General features: G+C 61.2%; 18 protein-coding genes. 13 read left to right on the top strand and 5 right to left on the bottom strand.

The genetic code is table 11. The features are described from left to right. Window positions 1-61 precede the first annotated feature (61 nt). The 9 genes from QZ964_RS05180 to QZ964_RS05140 all read left to right on the top strand — a co-directional run bounded on the left by QZ964_RS05180 (window position 62) and on the right by QZ964_RS05140 (window position 8,500). Window positions 62-292, top strand: coding sequence for a hypothetical protein (locus QZ964_RS05180; protein ID WP_292529542.1), 231 nt, complete (start codon window positions 62-64; stop codon window positions 290-292). 945 nt (window positions 293-1,237) lie between these two features. Next, window positions 1,238-1,681 (top strand): hypothetical protein, encoded by a 444-nt coding sequence (locus QZ964_RS05175; protein WP_292529539.1) that lies wholly within the window; start codon window positions 1,238-1,240, stop codon window positions 1,679-1,681. A gap of 61 nt (window positions 1,682-1,742) precedes the next feature. Further along, the gene (locus QZ964_RS05170; protein WP_292529536.1) at window positions 1,743-2,216 is read left to right on the top strand and encodes a toprim domain-containing protein; all 474 of its coding nucleotides are present in this window, start codon (window positions 1,743-1,745) and stop codon (window positions 2,214-2,216) included. Continuing rightward, entirely contained in the window at window positions 2,213-3,472 is a 1,260-nt protein-coding gene (locus tag QZ964_RS05165; protein WP_292529533.1) for an AAA family ATPase, read from the top strand. Before QZ964_RS05170 ends, QZ964_RS05165 begins: the two co-directional genes overlap by 4 nt. A 689-nt stretch (window positions 3,473-4,161) precedes the next feature. Further along, entirely contained in the window at window positions 4,162-4,485 is a 324-nt protein-coding gene (locus tag QZ964_RS05160; protein WP_292529513.1) for a hypothetical protein, read from the top strand. 394 nt (window positions 4,486-4,879) lie between these two features. Next, window positions 4,880-5,647: a hypothetical protein gene (locus QZ964_RS05155; RefSeq protein ID WP_292529510.1), complete on the top strand. Its 768-nt coding sequence runs from the start codon at window positions 4,880-4,882 to the stop codon at window positions 5,645-5,647. Window positions 5,648-5,751: 104 nt separating this feature from the next. Next, a complete protein-coding gene (locus QZ964_RS05150) occupies window positions 5,752-6,024 on the top strand; it encodes a hypothetical protein (protein WP_292529507.1) in 273 nt (90 codons plus the stop codon). Window positions 6,025-6,150: 126 nt separating this feature from the next. Then, a complete protein-coding gene (locus tag QZ964_RS05145) occupies window positions 6,151-8,223 on the top strand; it encodes a phage tail length tape measure family protein (protein WP_292529504.1) in 2,073 nt (690 codons plus the stop codon). A gap of 1 nt (window position 8,224) precedes the next feature. Further along, window positions 8,225-8,500, top strand: coding sequence for a hypothetical protein (locus QZ964_RS05140; protein WP_292529501.1), 276 nt, complete (start codon window positions 8,225-8,227; stop codon window positions 8,498-8,500). Window positions 8,501-10,156: 1,656 nt separating this feature from the next. On the opposite strand, the gene QZ964_RS05135 is transcribed toward QZ964_RS05140, so the two are convergent. Continuing rightward, window positions 10,157-10,333 carry a hypothetical protein gene (locus QZ964_RS05135; protein WP_292529498.1) on the bottom strand — a complete coding sequence of 59 codons (177 nt, stop codon included), beginning with the start codon at window positions 10,331-10,333 and terminating at the stop codon, window positions 10,157-10,159. A 153-nt stretch (window positions 10,334-10,486) separates the two neighbouring features. On the opposite strand from QZ964_RS05135, the gene QZ964_RS05130 reads away from it, so the two are divergent. The 4 genes from QZ964_RS05130 to QZ964_RS05115 all read left to right on the top strand — a co-directional run bounded on the left by QZ964_RS05130 (window position 10,487) and on the right by QZ964_RS05115 (window position 13,090). Beyond that, window positions 10,487-10,936 carry a hypothetical protein gene (locus tag QZ964_RS05130; protein WP_292529495.1) on the top strand — a complete coding sequence of 150 codons (450 nt, stop codon included), beginning with the start codon at window positions 10,487-10,489 and terminating at the stop codon, window positions 10,934-10,936. A gap of 311 nt (window positions 10,937-11,247) precedes the next feature. Next, window positions 11,248-11,532 (top strand): FecR domain-containing protein, encoded by a 285-nt coding sequence (locus QZ964_RS05125; protein ID WP_292529493.1) that lies wholly within the window; start codon window positions 11,248-11,250, stop codon window positions 11,530-11,532. A 14-nt stretch (window positions 11,533-11,546) separates the two neighbouring features. Beyond that, entirely contained in the window at window positions 11,547-11,762 is a 216-nt protein-coding gene (locus QZ964_RS05120; protein WP_292529490.1) for a hypothetical protein, read from the top strand. Between the two features lie 548 nt (window positions 11,763-12,310). Beyond that, entirely contained in the window at window positions 12,311-13,090 is a 780-nt protein-coding gene (locus tag QZ964_RS05115) for a hypothetical protein (protein ID WP_292529487.1), read from the top strand. 505 nt (window positions 13,091-13,595) lie between these two features. Here QZ964_RS05115 and QZ964_RS05110 read toward each other — a convergent pair. The 4 genes from QZ964_RS05110 to QZ964_RS05095 are packed head-to-tail and all read right to left on the bottom strand — an operon-like array spanning window position 13,596 to window position 14,678. Then, window positions 13,596-13,745: a hypothetical protein gene (locus QZ964_RS05110; RefSeq protein ID WP_292529484.1), complete on the bottom strand. Its 150-nt coding sequence runs from the start codon at window positions 13,743-13,745 to the stop codon at window positions 13,596-13,598. Next, window positions 13,742-13,963 carry a hypothetical protein gene (locus QZ964_RS05105; RefSeq protein ID WP_292529481.1) on the bottom strand — a complete coding sequence of 74 codons (222 nt, stop codon included), beginning with the start codon at window positions 13,961-13,963 and terminating at the stop codon, window positions 13,742-13,744. The genes QZ964_RS05110 and QZ964_RS05105 overlap by 4 nt, the downstream gene beginning before the upstream one ends. Further along, window positions 13,960-14,325 (bottom strand): hypothetical protein, encoded by a 366-nt coding sequence (locus QZ964_RS05100; RefSeq protein WP_292529478.1) that lies wholly within the window; start codon window positions 14,323-14,325, stop codon window positions 13,960-13,962. Before QZ964_RS05100 ends, QZ964_RS05105 begins: the two co-directional genes overlap by 4 nt. Further along, window positions 14,322-14,678, bottom strand: coding sequence for a hypothetical protein (locus QZ964_RS05095; protein WP_292529475.1), 357 nt, complete (start codon window positions 14,676-14,678; stop codon window positions 14,322-14,324). The genes QZ964_RS05100 and QZ964_RS05095 overlap by 4 nt, the downstream gene beginning before the upstream one ends. Window positions 14,679-14,816 lie beyond the last annotated feature (138 nt).

Genomic DNA, 14,816 nt, shown 5'->3' with positions numbered 1-14,816 from the left:
CGTAGCTATTTGCGGCTTGCGGGAATAGGCCCGCAGCGTTCCGATCAGGGACGATCCGCAAATGAGCATGGTTGTGCGCTATCTGCGTCGCCGAGCGGCGGCAAAATATCTCAACGAAAAATACGGCTTCGGCTCCTATCAGACGCTCTGCAAGGGCGCCGTAACAGGCCTCGGCCCGGTCTACCAGCGCGCAGGTCGCATCGTCGTCTACACCGAGGAAGCTCTCGACCGCTGGGCGCAGAGCAAGCTCAGTGAGCCGCAGACCTCCACCTCCGACGCACGCGCCGCGTGATCGATGGCAGCCCATAAACGGGGAAAGCCGGCGCCGCGTCACGCGGCGAACGGCTCCCTGAAGGTGCAAGGTTTGGCGGCTTGCACTTCGAACCATAAGCCCACTGCTTCCCCCTCGCAAGCGTTGCTGCCGAGCCGGGCCGCGCTCGCCCGCAGATGGCCACGGCTTCGCGTGAATCGTCTGAGCTGGCGCTGGCGCGACGACGCGACCGGCGCGCGCGGCGACAGCATCGAGACGTTGGTGGTCTTCCTCGGGGAGCGCGCGCGATGAAACGCCACCGCCTCCCAAACCGCCGCGCGCGCGAAACCATCGGCTTTGAATTTCGTGGCTCTGCCTATACCGCGACCTTCTCCTGCTTCCCCGATGGAAGGCTTGCAGAGCTTTTTATCGACGCTCCAAAGCCATCAAACGATGCCGCAGACGATGCTCGCGATGCGGCTGTTTGTCTCTCCTTGGCGCTGCAATTCGGAACGCCTGAAGCTGCAATCCGGGCTGCTCTGACGCGCGACGGAGCGGGCCGTCCCGCCGGCGTTCTTGGGGCTGCGCTCGATGCGATTGTCGCGGAGGCGCAGTCATGAGCGCTTCCTTCGACCGAGATAGGTTCGAGCCGCGCGCCGCCAGGGCAGGGACGCAAGCGTCTCCCGCGCATGATGCGGGTGAGAAAATCGACCGCCTATATTTCGGGCTGCATCCGGAACGCAGATACCGCCTGAGAGAGGCAACGCCTCGTGAAGAGGCGATGCGTAGCCACGGCGCTCCCGGGCCTGGCTACAAGCTCATGACGATCGCGAGGAACCAGGGACCGAATTTACCGCCCGCGCGCGTAACTGTCTTCTGTTTACCGCCGCAGTCAGCTCACAACCGGTTGCCACTTCTCTTTGATGACGACTGGTCTTGCGCGGAAGCATTTGACGAAATTCTACGGCGCAACGGGAGGGCTGTCTGATGACGGCGCCCCCGATCGTGAACCTTCGTCAGATCGCGCACGCCCTTGGCGGCGAAGTCAGCAACGGGCAGGTCCTTTGCCCTGGACCGGGACATAGCAGACGCGACCGCAGTCTCGCCGTGCGTATGTCGCCAACAGCGCCGGACGGCTTCGTTGCGAAGTCCTTCGCTGGCGACGATTGGCGCGATTGCAAGGATTATGTGCGCGGCCGGCTGGGCCTGGCCCGCGATCCCGTCGAACGCGCTGCGCGGCCGACCTCGCCAGTTTTGCACGATCCCGACACGCGCACGCGCGACAAGGCGCGCACGCTCTTTTTCGAGGCGACAGACCCGCGCGGCACGCTCGGCGAGCATTACCTTGCCATCGAGCGCGGATTGTCTGGCGTTCTCGACGATGCGCTCGCATTGACGCTGCGTTTCCCATTCGGCTTGCCCGTTTCGTGATGGCGACAAGCTTACCCGATCGCCGGCGCTGATCTGCGCCCTACGCGACGCGCGCGCCATCATGGGCGTCTGCGGGCGGCTCGGGGATCTGGACGAAGTCGAGAGCCAAGTCTTGCGCGATCCGGAATTGATCATCGCGGTTCAGCGAATCCGTCTCGACGATCATGGTCGCAAGGTCGAGCGCCGGTCACTCGGCGCGATGGAGAACGCCGTCGTCTTCTGGAGCTCGATTTTCGAGAGCTTTTATGCCGGAAGCGCGACGATCGCGGAAGGCGTCGAGACGGCGCTCGCCATGCGCAAGCTTGGATTTCAGGGCTGCGTCGCGCTTGCCGGCGCGGGCCGGTTCCGAACTTTCGAGCCGCCCTTCCATTGGGGGCAAATCACCATCTCCGGCGAGAATGACGCCGGCGCTTCGCAGTCCGCGTGGCGCGACGCGGGGCCGCGCTGGGCTGCCGCGGGGCATGACGTCGCGATTTGGACGCCGCCTGACGGCTTCAAAGACGCCAACGACTTATTGCGGGACAAACGACAATGACGCCAGAGCCACACAAGGGCGGGCGCATCGTCGCCCGCTTCACCCCTGGCGACTCCGCCAACGGCGCGGAGCGCGAACAGTTGACGCACGATGCGCGCATTCACGTGGAGCAGTCAAAGCCGCCAATCATCATCAAGCCGTCGCCATTCATCTGGCGCGACCCGGCGTCAATGCAGACAAGGCAATGGCAGTATGGCCGTCACCTCATTCGAAAATTTGTCAGCGCAACCGTTGCGGCGGGAGGTGTCGGCAAGTCCATACTCGGACTCGCCGAGGACGTGGCGATGTCGACGGGGTGCGACCTGTTGGGCCAGCGCATCATCGCGCCGCTGCGGGTCTGGTCTTGGAATGGCGAAGACCCGCGCGACGAACTCGAAAAACGCATCGCGGCGATTTGCCTGCACTATGGCGTGAAGGAGGAAGACATCGGCGACCGCCTCTTTCTCGACAGCGGGCGTGAGCAGGAAATCATCATCGCGCATATGGTGCGCAACGGATTCACTATCGCCACGCCAGTCGTCGAAGCCGTCATCGCCGCCATCGTCGCAGACTGCATCGATGTCGTGCGCATAGATCCGTTCGTTTCGTCTCACCGCGTTACCGAAAACGACAATAACGCCATCGATGCAGTCGCGAAAACGTGGGCGAAGATCGCCGACGTAACCGGCTGCGCAATCGATCTTGTGCATCACGTAAGGAAGACGGGCGGCGCTGAAGTCACCGCCGAAGACGCTCGCGGCGCGTCGTCACTGATAGGAGCCGTTCGCCATTTGCGCGTGCTCAACGTCATGACGGTGGACGAAGCGGCCAAAGCGGGCGTCGAAAATCGAAGGCTCTATTTCCGTGTCGACGACGCCAAGGCGAATCTCGCGCCCCAATCGGACAAGAGCGAGTGGTTTCATCTTGCTTCCGTTTCCCTGGGTAATGGCAACGGCGGACCAGACGACCTTGTCGGAGTCGCGACGCCTTGGGAGTGGCCCGACCCACTTGATAACGTTTCGGTTCACGATCTGCGCGCTGTGCAAGAGGAAGTCGATAAAGGCAAATGGCGAGCCAACGTCCAAGCGGAAGATTGGGTAGGCAAGGCCGTCGCAAAGGCGATGAAGCTGGACGTGAGCGACAAACGCCATCGCGCCAAAATCAACGGGCTTCTGAAAATCTGGAAATCGACCGGCGCGCTCGTCGAAGTCGATGGCAAAGACGACAAGCGGAACACCCGCATCTATGTCGAAGTGGGGACGCCAGCCAATGACTAACTGCCCCACCTACAAAACATCGCTCGCGGCGCCCCGCCACACCCCACACCCCTTATGGGGTGGTGGTGGGGCAAGGCAAACGCCCCGCTGCCTCACCTTGCAACGCCACACCTTCGCAGGTGGGGCAGAGGGCGACGACGAGCTGCATACGGCGCGCCTATGCCGCGCCCTTTGGCCCGGCGCGCGCGTCGCCCGCCTCGTCGCGGCGATCGAAGCAGAGAGGGCGAGGCCATGACTGGCCATACCCCCCCTCGCGGGTCCTTCTGGCGATTGGGGCAATACGGGTAAAGCGGGGGCACGGGGTTTCTGTAGGTGCGAGGGTCAAAAAGGTGTTTCGCTTCGTTTCCCGAGCCAGAAACCGGCCCCCCGTGCGTCTTTCGCAAAGCCAAGCCGCCTGCATAGCGTGCGACGCTCTATCGCGCTCAGCGGGCTTCTCTGCTCAAAAAAGAGGATCGTCCAAAAATGAGCGATAAACCAGGCGATGGCCTAACCCCAGCTGAATTTGCCCGGCGCGAGGGGGTTTCACGCACGTTGGTCGTTAGAAAGATGAAGTCCGGCCATTTGCCAAAGCTCCCGGGAGGGCGAGTTTCAGCGTCACTTGTTGGCACGGCATGGCGAGCGAGCGCCCCCCTGGCGCAAGGCCGGTTTCGAGTGTCCAAGCGCCGGAATGTCCCGGTTGGCTTATTCCGGTGCGCGACTGTGAAAATCACTTCGACCGGGGCATTCTTTTTGCCGTTCTGTCGCTCGTTCGCGATGTGGGAGCCCTTGCCGCAATAGCCGCGGATGACGCAGGGGCGACAATCGAGACGGCGAAGAGGGTCGAACAGACCATGCCCACGCTGTTCGCCGAGCGCGCGGAAGACCTCATGCGCCGGATCGGCGTTGGCCCGTATGAGCATGCGGACGATCCGCCTATTTGGCCGCGCGCGATGGGTCTGCGCATCGACTGGAAACGCGCGGCCGAAGACGCCAAGGGGGCTCGCAGCAAGAAGGGCGGCGTTCGCGAGCGATGACGCCGCCCGACATCCTTCTCCGCCAAGCCGAAGAGCACGAGTCTCGGGCCGCCGAGCTGCGCCGCCGTGCGGCTGAGATGGCGGCACAAGAGCGGACGAGCGCGATCGTCACGGCGTTGGAGATTTACGAAGGCCCGTTGACGAGACGCGCTGCGGCTCTCGCGCGGGACCTCAATCGCTATCTCAGCACAGCGTGGCCTCGCGAAAGGTGGGCGCGCATAGTTGACGGCTCGCCGCAGCGCCAGGCGCTCCACCGGATCGCCTGCTCACGCAATGGCGAGGGATTGAAGGCGCGCCGAATTATCGACATAGCCAAAAAATGCAATTGCGGCTGCTTGCGATTGCATAAATTTCCAGACGAAGCTTCTCCCGAAAGTGAAATCGGAGAGGCGCAATGAGCGTTCTGGATTTTCTGAAGACGAAGAAGTCGGCGCCCGCGTCGCAGATCGCGGAAATGGAGGCGAGCCTCGCCCGTCTACGCGCCGAGCGAAAAGAATTTGAAACCGTCGTCGAGAGCCACGGCGCCCGGCGAGCTGACGCGCTGCTCAGCGACATGGCCGACGCAGACATTGCGAAACTGGACGCCGACGCCAATCTCGCGCAAATTCGCCTCGAAAGGCTCGAACTTGCCGAATTGGAGCTGGTCGAGCGCATCGAACGCGCGCGCGATAAATCCGAACGCGAACGCCTGGCCAGCGAACATGAGCGCGATGCGTCGGCTATCGAGGCGGCGTCGAAAGAGTTGGAAAAGACACTCGCGCCGGTCGCGGAAGCCTTCAGCAATCTCCTGAAGGTAATTCCCGAGGAAACCCACATCGCGAAGCCGGGGAGTGCCGGAATGCCGCCGTCGGCGGCGACCAAAGAAGACATCGCGCGGGCGATCTTAAGCAATGGGCTTTTCAACGCCACGCCCGATGTTTTCGAACAGACGGTATGTCCGCCGCACCTCGCGAGAATGGGCGGCGCTGCCGTCTCACGCGCGCTTCACGTTTGCACCTTCGAGGGCGGATTATTGACGCAGAGAAACGCCGGTCTCGTTGGCGAGGAATGCGCCATCCATGCCGCGCCGATCGCGGCCGACAAGCTTATCGTCACGCCGCTTCGCGCAAAGGCGCGGGCGCTGCGCGATGGCGTCGCCGAGCGTCTGCAGGCGGCCGAATGACGAATTCCGGCGGCGGTTCAGTTTCCCGCCGACGGTCGGGCGCGCGGTCAGTTCACATGACCGGCTGGCCGCGCGCTCGTTCACGCACTCTGGAGGCAAACAAAATGACTTTCGATGAAACCGCGCTCGCCGCAGCCGAAAGGCTCGCCCTCGCCGAAACAAATTACGCCGCAGTTGCGCAGCGACGAGGCCATGTTGCCGCGCCCACGCCGGCCCATGCTGTCACTGCATCGCATGAGCTCACGAACGAGACGCTTAGGGCCGAATTCGACCGCGATCCGAAGATCCGTGGTGAATTCCTTTGCTTCGAAGACTTCGCGGCCTTCAAACGCGCAGAAACGAAGGGTCTGTTCAAAATGCTCGGCGGATCGGCGTGACTGGCCACGCGGTCGACCGCGTGATTGTTGACGCGTCTCCTACGACAAGGCGGGCGGCGGCTTCGCGCTGCCGTTCGCCAGCGACTTGGGCGCATCGCCGACTGATTGAACGGGAAGGACTAACCAATGGCCGCTAAAGCAAGCGTCACGCTGCGCCTCGGCGTCGAAGGCGACGAGAAAATCCAGGCCGCGCTGCGTAAGATCGGCCAAACGGGCGACGCTGCAATGCAGGGCCTGTCGAAAGAGGCCAAGGAAGCGGCGCGCTCATTCGACCGGCTGGAAAAGAGCCTCGATGCGCAGGCGCGCAGCGCTTCCCAGGTGGCGTCGACCTATGTCAGGGCCAACGCCGCAGTCGCCGCCGGGGTGCGGACACAGGCCGACGCGCAGCGGGTGCTTGATCTTGCTACCGAGCGCCACCGGCGGCTAACTTCTGCGGTCAACGACAATGCGCGCGCCACGGGGCTTGCCCGTCACGAATGGATAAATCTAAGCAGACAATTTCAGGACGTGGGCGTGTCGCTCGCCGGCGGACAGTCGCCGTTGACGGTTCTGTTTCAGCAAGGCAGCCAAATCGCCGATATTTTCGGATCGTCCGGGGCTGGCGCGGCCGGCGCGCTGCGCTCGTTCGGCGCTGGCGCGGTGCGCGCGCTCACTTCGCCGATCGGCATTGCTGTCCAACTGACAGCGGCCGTCGCTGGGATCGAAGTCGCAGCGCTGAAAGCCGAAAGCGCTCTCGCCAAGATCGGCGAAACTGCGAAACTATCCGGTCTATCGGCCGAGCAAATTCAGGGCGCGAAGATTGTCGGAGCCGGCGCTGGGTTGGACGAAAAGAGCGCGGTGGGCGCTTTCGCCAACGCCTCGCAACAGTTCGAGCAGTTCGCCCGAAATGAAGGCGCGGTCAAAAGCGCGTTGGAGAAAATCGACGCCGGCTTCCTGAAGGTCGCCGACAGAGCCAGGACCGCCGGCGAATTCATTGATATCGTCGAGCGCAAGATACAGGATTTGCCGCGCGCCGAGGGGCTCAATCTGGCGCAGGCGCTGTTTGGCGAAGACGCCGGGCGCAAGTTGTTCGACTCCATTGAAAGCGGCGCGGCGTCCATGGGCAGGCTCGCCGAGGCGACGGGCCGCACGGGCGACCATCTCGACCAGGCGGCGCGCGCCGCCCATGAGACGCAATTGCAGATCGATCAGGCCGCGGCGATCGCCAGCGACAAGCTCTTGAAGGCGTTTCAGGACTTGGGCGACCCGGTCGCGTCGTTGAAGCTCGGCTGGTATGAAATCGTCGGCTCGATCGCGCAGGCGGTGTCCGATTCGCTAAATCTGCAGGCCGTCATGCGCGGCTTTCTGCATCCGTTCGATACGGTTCGGGAGCTTGTGACCGGCGAGACGCCGTTCAAGGGCCGGCTCATTCCGTTGAGCGAATCCGGGATTGCTCAGCCGGAAGCGGCCGGCACGTCAAGGGCGCGGTTCGAACAGCGCGCCGAGGCGGCTAAAGCGCATCGCGCGGGAGCCGGGTTAGCGAAAGAGCGCATCCAAAGGGCCGCAAAGGCTGGAGTGGAAGACTTGCCCGATACGTTGCGAGACGTTCGCGACATATCCAAGGACGTGTTTTCGTCTATGGCGAACGATCTGCGGTCCGGCAAAGACGCCGCCGATCTCTTAAACAGCGCGCTCGATCAGATGAAGCGCAGAGTGATCGATATCGCTTCGCGCAGCATAACTGACAGCCTCTTTGGCACTGGCAAGGGCGGCGACAGCGGCTTGCTTGGCGGCCTCATTAAGGGCGGCGCCAGCGCGCTCGGGGGCATGTTCGGAGGCGGGAAGTCTACAGGCTACTTCAGCGGCGGGGCGCTTTTTTCCGGATCGCCGTTCCATTTCGCCGACGGCGGCATCATGACGAGCGCAGGCCCGCTGCCGCTGCGGCGCTATGCCGGCGGCGGGATCGCGGACAGTCCGCAGCTCGCTATGTTTGGCGAAGGGCGGTCTCCGGAAGCCTATGTCCCGCTACCAGACGGTCGGTCCATCCCGGTCGCCATGCGGGGTAACGCGCCAAAGATCACGATCAACAATAATGCGCCAGTCGAAGTGACGGCGCGCACCATGAGTGACGGCGAGATTATCCTTCACGTCGAAAAGCGGCTCGCGAGCTTTGGCAAGCAAATGCCTGGCATTCTCGCCGACCGGAACAATAGGCGCTGACATGGCGGCGCACGATCCGGTCGCTGATTTACTCGGCCTCGATGGTGTCAAAGCATCGATCAAGCGCACGATCGATACAACGGCGTTGCTCGCCGCGAAGCAGCCTGAAGGCGTGCGCGCTGCGGCCATTGCGTGGTTTCGGCAAGAGCTGATCGACGGACTTTCTGACAAGCCGGAATTTCGCGGCAAAGATTTTAGCGCGCTCGCCGACGCGCTCGAGCAGCGGCTTGTGAAGCGTATCGCCGAAATCGAGGCGAGTGCGGCGGGCAGGGCTTAGCAACTTCGCGGCGACACGATTGCTCTGCGCGATTGCGTCTTCGGGCTTCTTCGGCGTCGCTGACTTGGGGGAAGGTGACTTCGGAGCGCTCCGAAGTTGAAATTCTTTCCGATAGACCAGCTCAATAGACCACCGCTCTGTCGTCATTAGCACTTCGCGAGCGCGAGCCATGTCCTGCCCCATAGCGACGAGCGCCGCACGCATTCAATGGTGCATAATCGCCTTCGCGCCGGCGCGTCAAAAGGTCAGCGGCGATTTCGGAATCTCTACGCCCCGCGTTGCGCGTCCCGAGGCGCGGCTTCGGCTCGTGAGGCTCTTTGGGTGACTTACGAACATTCGTAAGTTGCTTAAATTCGAGAGTGTAAAGCGTTTCGATCGACCGACGCTCTGTTGCAGTCAGCACTTCGCGCGCGCGTGCCATGTCCTGCCCCATCGCAACAAGAGCTCGACGGTCATGCGCGTTCATCTCGAACCCTTGCGCGTCCCACCATGCGCCGAAGTCTTTCGTGCGCGGATAGCGCGCTTTTGCGGCGGCGACGCCGATCCGATTTTTCAGCCGGGCTCGAAAAGGCTTGCGCCGGACTTCGCGGAGGCGGTCGAGCGGTTCCTCGCGGAGCGAAAGGCAGGTAGATCAACCGCGCGGCGATCATGCGCGAGGCGCATAGGCACTGGCACTATGCTCACGCCGAGGCAGCGCGGGCCGCTGGCGAGTTTTTGGCGCTTCCGGCTATCGAACGGCGGGCAAGGGCGAAAATGCGCCCACGGCCAGCGCGCTGCGAGCCCCAACAAGGCCATTTTCCAAGAGTAAATCCGCCGCGCGTGGGAAAACCACAGGGGGCGGAGAGCGGAGCGGCGACGATGATTTTAGGCTTGGCGGGTGCGGTTGCCTTACTGCACGGCTACGAAATCGAGAGTCGGTTATTTATGATTCTTGGCGCAAGCCTGCTCGTGTGGAGCCTGGAAAGAGCGCGTCGAGCCCCGTCCTAAGGGGGCGGACGGAACAAGCCAAGAGCCGCGAAGCAATGGGGCTCTCTCGGGAACAGTGGCCGCCACCTATTGCACCGTGTTTTGTCTCCGGGTGCAGCGCCTCATAGGCGTCCTTGCGGCGCGAAGCTTTAATTGCAAAGAGAACGCCCGCCAAACATGGCGGGCGTCTTTTATGCGAACGGTTGGGCGTCACCGGCAAACCCAAACCCAATGGCCTTGATCCCATACCCAGCAGGGACCGCCAAAGTGCCTGCCTCCACCGTAGCCATAGTAGTGGTGACCGCTCCAATCCCTGTGCTGATAGCGGAAGTGCCCTCCATAATCCGGCACATACCGGCCGTGGTGCCATGTTCCTGCTTGCGCCATTGACGCCCACAACATCGCTGCTGCTAGAACTGCGCCAGAAGTTAGAATTTTGCGCATAGGGTCCTCCCTATTCTTCTAATGGAGAACTATGGCGCTTGGGGTCGAATTGAAGGGCATGGATGGTCGGCGGTGATCCAGCGCTAACGAGTATTTTGCCCCCGTCTGCGATCATGGTGGCGACAACGCGCGACCTCCCTCCAGCCGTAAACCCAAACTTCGGCGTCGAGGCCAGGCGACCGGAGATTGTGCACGAGGACTGCGTCATGCCGGCGCATCGGCTCCGTCTTCGCCGCTACCATATTATCAATTTCGGCTTGGGCAGACGCAAAGAACATGCCCATGAAGGCCGCGCGCCTTCGCGACCTCGGCGAGTGCGGAAAGCGGCACATCCGGGTTTTCATCCTTGGCGGTCGCCGTCGAATACTCCGCAATGACCTCTTCGCTGGTCGGACGCGCGGAACGGCGCATATCTCGTTTCATCGACACTCCCGTCAGCCTCCATGACACGTGGGAGGTCAGCAAAAAATCACTTAATCATACATGGTTACCGCTACAGCCTGATTGCCAGCGGCTAATTCTTAGGCAATTTTAACTCCATTGGAGTAAGTCAAGTTACAGCTTGGGGGAGCTGCGATGGTCATTCGGTCTTGGAGAAGCTGCGTCTCGTGGTTCGTATTCGGCGCAGCCTTTGTTCTGGGCTTAATTTATTGCGACAAAACGAATTGTGAAGAATTCAATCTGGCGCCGGAAATGCGCCTGACGCTCGGGCTCATGGCTCTTTTGGGACTGCAAGGCTTTCTGGCGGAAGCGCTGGGGCTGTGGGCCGACGAAAATGGTTTTTCCATCCCACGTCGGATCTTTCCGCATCTCGGTTTTCCTGTTCTGTGGCGCAGAAAAATCCCGGGAAGGAGCCTCTCTCGGATCGACGCAATAGATAGTCGCATGGTTCGGCTTTATTTGACCTCGACCGAACGTGTCGACTTCGTTTTTGCTGACAACGAGAAAAGGCGGCGCTTCCTGCGCTTCGTAAATCAGTTTTATTCGCAGCAGGCGTACGTTCGCCGAGCTACGGGGGAGAATTAGGGAGACATTTCTGTTGTCATCCAGACCGGCTTGCGCATGCCGCGTCCTTCGCCTCGTCAGACAGTTAGCGGGTTACTCTCGCGCACATCCTCAAGACGGTTCATGCTATAAAAAATAGCCAAGAGCCGGAGGATAAAGAAATGATGACTCATTCATGCGCCAGTCAATCTTGCGCCAGACCTTTGAAGAACTTTGCGCATGCAGCCTTCATTGCCGCGTTCGCGTCTCTGCTTATGGCGACGTCAGCTGACGCGGGGGAACAGATCGGAGTCGCCCGCCATGTTCGCAATAGGGTAACTGGCAAAATCCAGATGCAAGTCGTGGACATTAACCAGGGAGAGGACGTTTTCGGCAGGGAAATCGTGACGACTGTTGCAGATTCTCTGGCGAAGATCGTGCTGAAGGACGACACCAATTTGAGCGTCGGTCCAAACTCGAGCGTGGCCCTCGATAATTTCGTCTATTCGGGGCCGTCGGATTTCAGGAAAGCGAGTTTCGGCGTCGCCAAGGGAGCATTGCGCTTTACAAGCGGTGGCTCAGACCGGCGGTCTTATCAAATGCGCACGCCGACTGCGACGATCGGAGTTCGAGGGTAGTTCTCCAGAGCCAAATGAGCGCCTGTCCGGCCCCGACGCCCGAGTCCTTCGCCATCGAAGACGCGAACGGCGTCGCGCTCGCCTACGTCTATTTCGAAGGCGAGCCGACCCGGCGAGGGCTAGTCAAGCGGCTACCGGCCAGGGACGCGAAGCACGTCGCACAGACGATCGCGCGGGCGCTGACGGAAGCCGCAAAGTCGAGCAACGAAAATTTTAAGGAAGTTGCATGACGATCATTCGGGGCTAGGCGAGCGCCCGAATTGGGCGCAGCTCAATTGGAGTCGCCCATGCAACGCATTGTGTCCAGTTTTAGAGTCTTCGCTGCTTCGTCTGCGGTTCGGGTCCTGGGAAAATTGCCGGCGCGTGTTTTGCGGCGCGTAAGGACTGCGCCTGAGGCATTTGTCGACGCGATAGAGCGCCTTGCGAAGCATTAGGCGTTGCCCTTTGAGGAACAGGAAACGCCCGCCAGTTCATCAATGTCGTGCGTTCTCGTGAACCGCTCACGCACGAAAAAACCCGGCCATTGCTGACCGGGCTGCTAAGTGAGGGCGGCGTCAACCCATAGGGCCGATGGCCTGCGGCTCAATTAGGCGTCCATGCCCCGAATGCAAGCCGATCGCTCCTGAAAAAACCCGGTCGTCGCCGGCCGGGCGATGCGGGCAACCGCAGCCGGCCGCGAGAGTTAATGCTATGCTAACGGCATGTGCGGTCGTCATCAGTAGCCGCAGTCGGTTGGCGAGTATGAGCGACCAGAACAGACTAACATCGTGGATCGCGCATGCCCGCAGTAATGCCCAGTCAGGTTGTTCAGACCATTGACGCATTGTTTCCTCACGTTGCGCGTGGTCATGGCGGAGACGGCTGGCTACAGGCCCAGCACGGCTCGAAATTGACAGGGATCGTTGCTTTAGCAAAGGCCATTCCCCAGGAATTACTTGGCGTTTCCGCCAGCGACTACGCGCGCTTCGTTCTTGCGATCAGCACAATAGAATTTCACCTCGCCGTTTGGACCGCGAGAGGTCCCATCGGCAATATGGAACTTGTCGACGGGACTGATGTCGTGTCTGTTTTGCGGCGCGTCTTAGTAACTTGCCCCGACGAATACCCCCCACCGACCACGAGCGAACTTTCCTTCATTAGTGACACTGATCTTCGCGACAGCATTCGCCGTGACCTCGGCGCGGCGCACCGGGCTTTTGCTAATTCCGAGTGGAAGGCGTCGATCGTCCTCGCGGGTGCCGCCATCGAAGCGTTATTGCTATGGAAGCTTCGGGAGCCACCTCGCACAAAGGAGGAGGTTCTCGATGCAGCGAAGGCCGGATCCGAGCGAAATGAGCTGGACAACGACATAAATAAGTGGGGACTGGAAAAGTATATCTTAGTAGCCGAACGACTCGGCATTATCAAAGGCGACACGCCAACGGCTGCGCGCCTTGCTCAAAATTTCCGAAACCTTATTCACCCAGGGCGTGCTATTCGCCGGCAACAAACATGCGACCGCGCAACCGCTCATACAGCCCTCGGCGCACTCGATCATGTTATCCGCGATCTGACGTAACACGCTTTTTTGCCGCGCCGTTTAGCCCAAGAACCCGCTCTCAGGTGCCGACGCCAAGGCGGTCGCGCAGACAATCGCGCGGGGGTGCCGAGGTCGTGGGCGTTTAGGAGGGTCTTCGCTGATCTGGGCTGTGGACCACCGTTTTGCATTTTGAACAGATGATGCGCGTTTTTTCGGAATGCCGTTCGCCAGGAACCACCTCAAATCCAGGGGTGCAAAAAAATACTATTCGCCCCGTATCGCCTGTCTCATAGGGATGGTCTTCCTCTGAAAACGCAGCCGTTCCTGTGGCCCCACATCCAAGGCATTGAATACCGGATGTCCATCGTTCGCGATGTGCCATGCCTCAATATGCACGGGCCGGAACAAGAACGCCAGAGCGCTCATGCGCGCCACAATCCACTACTCAAAATAGTTGAACGCCCCGCCGTTACATCCACGGTCGGGGCGTTCTGCGCCGGCAAAGAGGAGATCAAAACCGGCGACGTGTAGAAAGCCTAGTCCGTCACACCTTACGCCGCGAATCGTCGGGCATGAGCGTTGCGCCGATCTTTCGCCGCAGGCATTGCCCGAACGTCCAGCCGACCCCGAGGCGCTTGCCGTCTCGGAATCGTTTGTGGGTGTCCCGCATGATCGCGGCGCGGTCGTAAGTCACGGCCTCAACCTTCTCCGCAAATCGTCCGACTTGACGGCGCCGCGCGCGACGCTCTCAACGATGCGCCGGGACATTCGCGTGGCCGCGCCGTCGTATGTGTCGGTCACGCGCGCGAGCCAAAAGAAGAACCGCGCGAGCTTGAGCCGCCATGTCATCGCAATGATGGTGGAAAGCGGCAGGCGGTGGAGCCGCGACTTGTCGTTGCTCAGGTCAGTCATCGGCGCGCCTCCACACTGGCCACAGTCGACGCGGCGAACATGGCATATTCATTAACGCAGTTGAGGAAACCGAATTCTAACCCGCCAACTCGGCCACGCTCCGCCATATCGCGCACGATGCAATTTAGGAGAGTGGCGTTGCCGTTCGTGGGATATCGTCCAATGAACGCCAGATATTCGCGCCCAAGCGCGCGCCCGGTTTCGTAGTCACGGGAATAGCTTCCCGATGGCTTCACGGCCCAACAATCAATCCCTGTGCCCTTTGGTTTCCGCCGCTTCATAAAGGACAGCACGTCGACATAATGCGGGACTTTGCCGCGCCGACGGTCGCGCACGTCTGCAAGCTTGGTAATGTTGCTCATGACAGCGCCTCCCGCTCCAGCAAGGCGACGACGTTGCGGATGGCGTCGCCCACGACGTCGCCGACGTAAAGGTCATTGACCACTTCGTCCTCGTCGAGGAAGTCAGCGAGGTGGCGGAGCAGCCGCAGGGCTCCCGCGCGCGTCGTCGGCGGCGTCTCGCACAATGCGCGCTCGGCGTCGCGCGCGTCGCTTCTCGCTTCCGTGTCCGCGTCTTCCGCCTCATTGAGGCGCATCAAGATTTTCTGAATTTCACTCGGGGAGGCTTCGAGCTTGGCCAAGCCGGCCGCGTAGTCCTCATCGGAGTAAAAATTAAGCTCGCGCCGCTTTTCCAGCTTGCGGCGGGAGATAGTCACTCTCGGGTCTAATACCAACCCGCGTTGATTAGAACCGATAGGCCCATTCGCGCAGCCCGATGGACATTATGCGCCAGGGTTGTTCGACGAGGCTGTTCCACGCATCACAGCAGTGATCGACGATATCATCGTAGGATT

Source organism: Methylocystis sp., assembly GCF_021731785.1.
Taxonomy (GTDB): Bacteria; Pseudomonadota; Alphaproteobacteria; order Rhizobiales; family Beijerinckiaceae; genus Methylocystis.
Note: the sequence above shows the minus strand (reverse complement) of the source record. Positions and strands in the feature narration are given on the sequence as shown.

Coding starts and splice junctions, on each gene's coding strand:
- QZ964_RS05180 (WP_292529542.1), top strand. CDS start 62: ATGAGCATGGTTGTGCGCTATCTGCGTCGCCGAGCGGCGGCAAAATAT.
- QZ964_RS05175 (WP_292529539.1), top strand. CDS start 1,238: ATGACGGCGCCCCCGATCGTGAACCTTCGTCAGATCGCGCACGCCCTT.
- QZ964_RS05170 (WP_292529536.1), top strand. CDS start 1,743: ATGGGCGTCTGCGGGCGGCTCGGGGATCTGGACGAAGTCGAGAGCCAA.
- QZ964_RS05165 (WP_292529533.1), top strand. CDS start 2,213: ATGACGCCAGAGCCACACAAGGGCGGGCGCATCGTCGCCCGCTTCACC.
- QZ964_RS05155 (WP_292529510.1), top strand. CDS start 4,880: ATGAGCGTTCTGGATTTTCTGAAGACGAAGAAGTCGGCGCCCGCGTCG.
- QZ964_RS05150 (WP_292529507.1), top strand. CDS start 5,752: ATGACTTTCGATGAAACCGCGCTCGCCGCAGCCGAAAGGCTCGCCCTC.
- QZ964_RS05145 (WP_292529504.1), top strand. CDS start 6,151: ATGGCCGCTAAAGCAAGCGTCACGCTGCGCCTCGGCGTCGAAGGCGAC.
- QZ964_RS05140 (WP_292529501.1), top strand. CDS start 8,225: ATGGCGGCGCACGATCCGGTCGCTGATTTACTCGGCCTCGATGGTGTC.
- QZ964_RS05135 (WP_292529498.1), bottom strand. CDS start 10,333: ATGAAACGAGATATGCGCCGTTCCGCGCGTCCGACCAGCGAAGAGGTC.
- QZ964_RS05130 (WP_292529495.1), top strand. CDS start 10,487: ATGGTCATTCGGTCTTGGAGAAGCTGCGTCTCGTGGTTCGTATTCGGC.
- QZ964_RS05125 (WP_292529493.1), top strand. CDS start 11,248: ATGCAAGTCGTGGACATTAACCAGGGAGAGGACGTTTTCGGCAGGGAA.
- QZ964_RS05120 (WP_292529490.1), top strand. CDS start 11,547: ATGAGCGCCTGTCCGGCCCCGACGCCCGAGTCCTTCGCCATCGAAGAC.
- QZ964_RS05115 (WP_292529487.1), top strand. CDS start 12,311: ATGCCCGCAGTAATGCCCAGTCAGGTTGTTCAGACCATTGACGCATTG.
- QZ964_RS05105 (WP_292529481.1), bottom strand. CDS start 13,963: ATGACTGACCTGAGCAACGACAAGTCGCGGCTCCACCGCCTGCCGCTT.
- QZ964_RS05100 (WP_292529478.1), bottom strand. CDS start 14,325: ATGAGCAACATTACCAAGCTTGCAGACGTGCGCGACCGTCGGCGCGGC.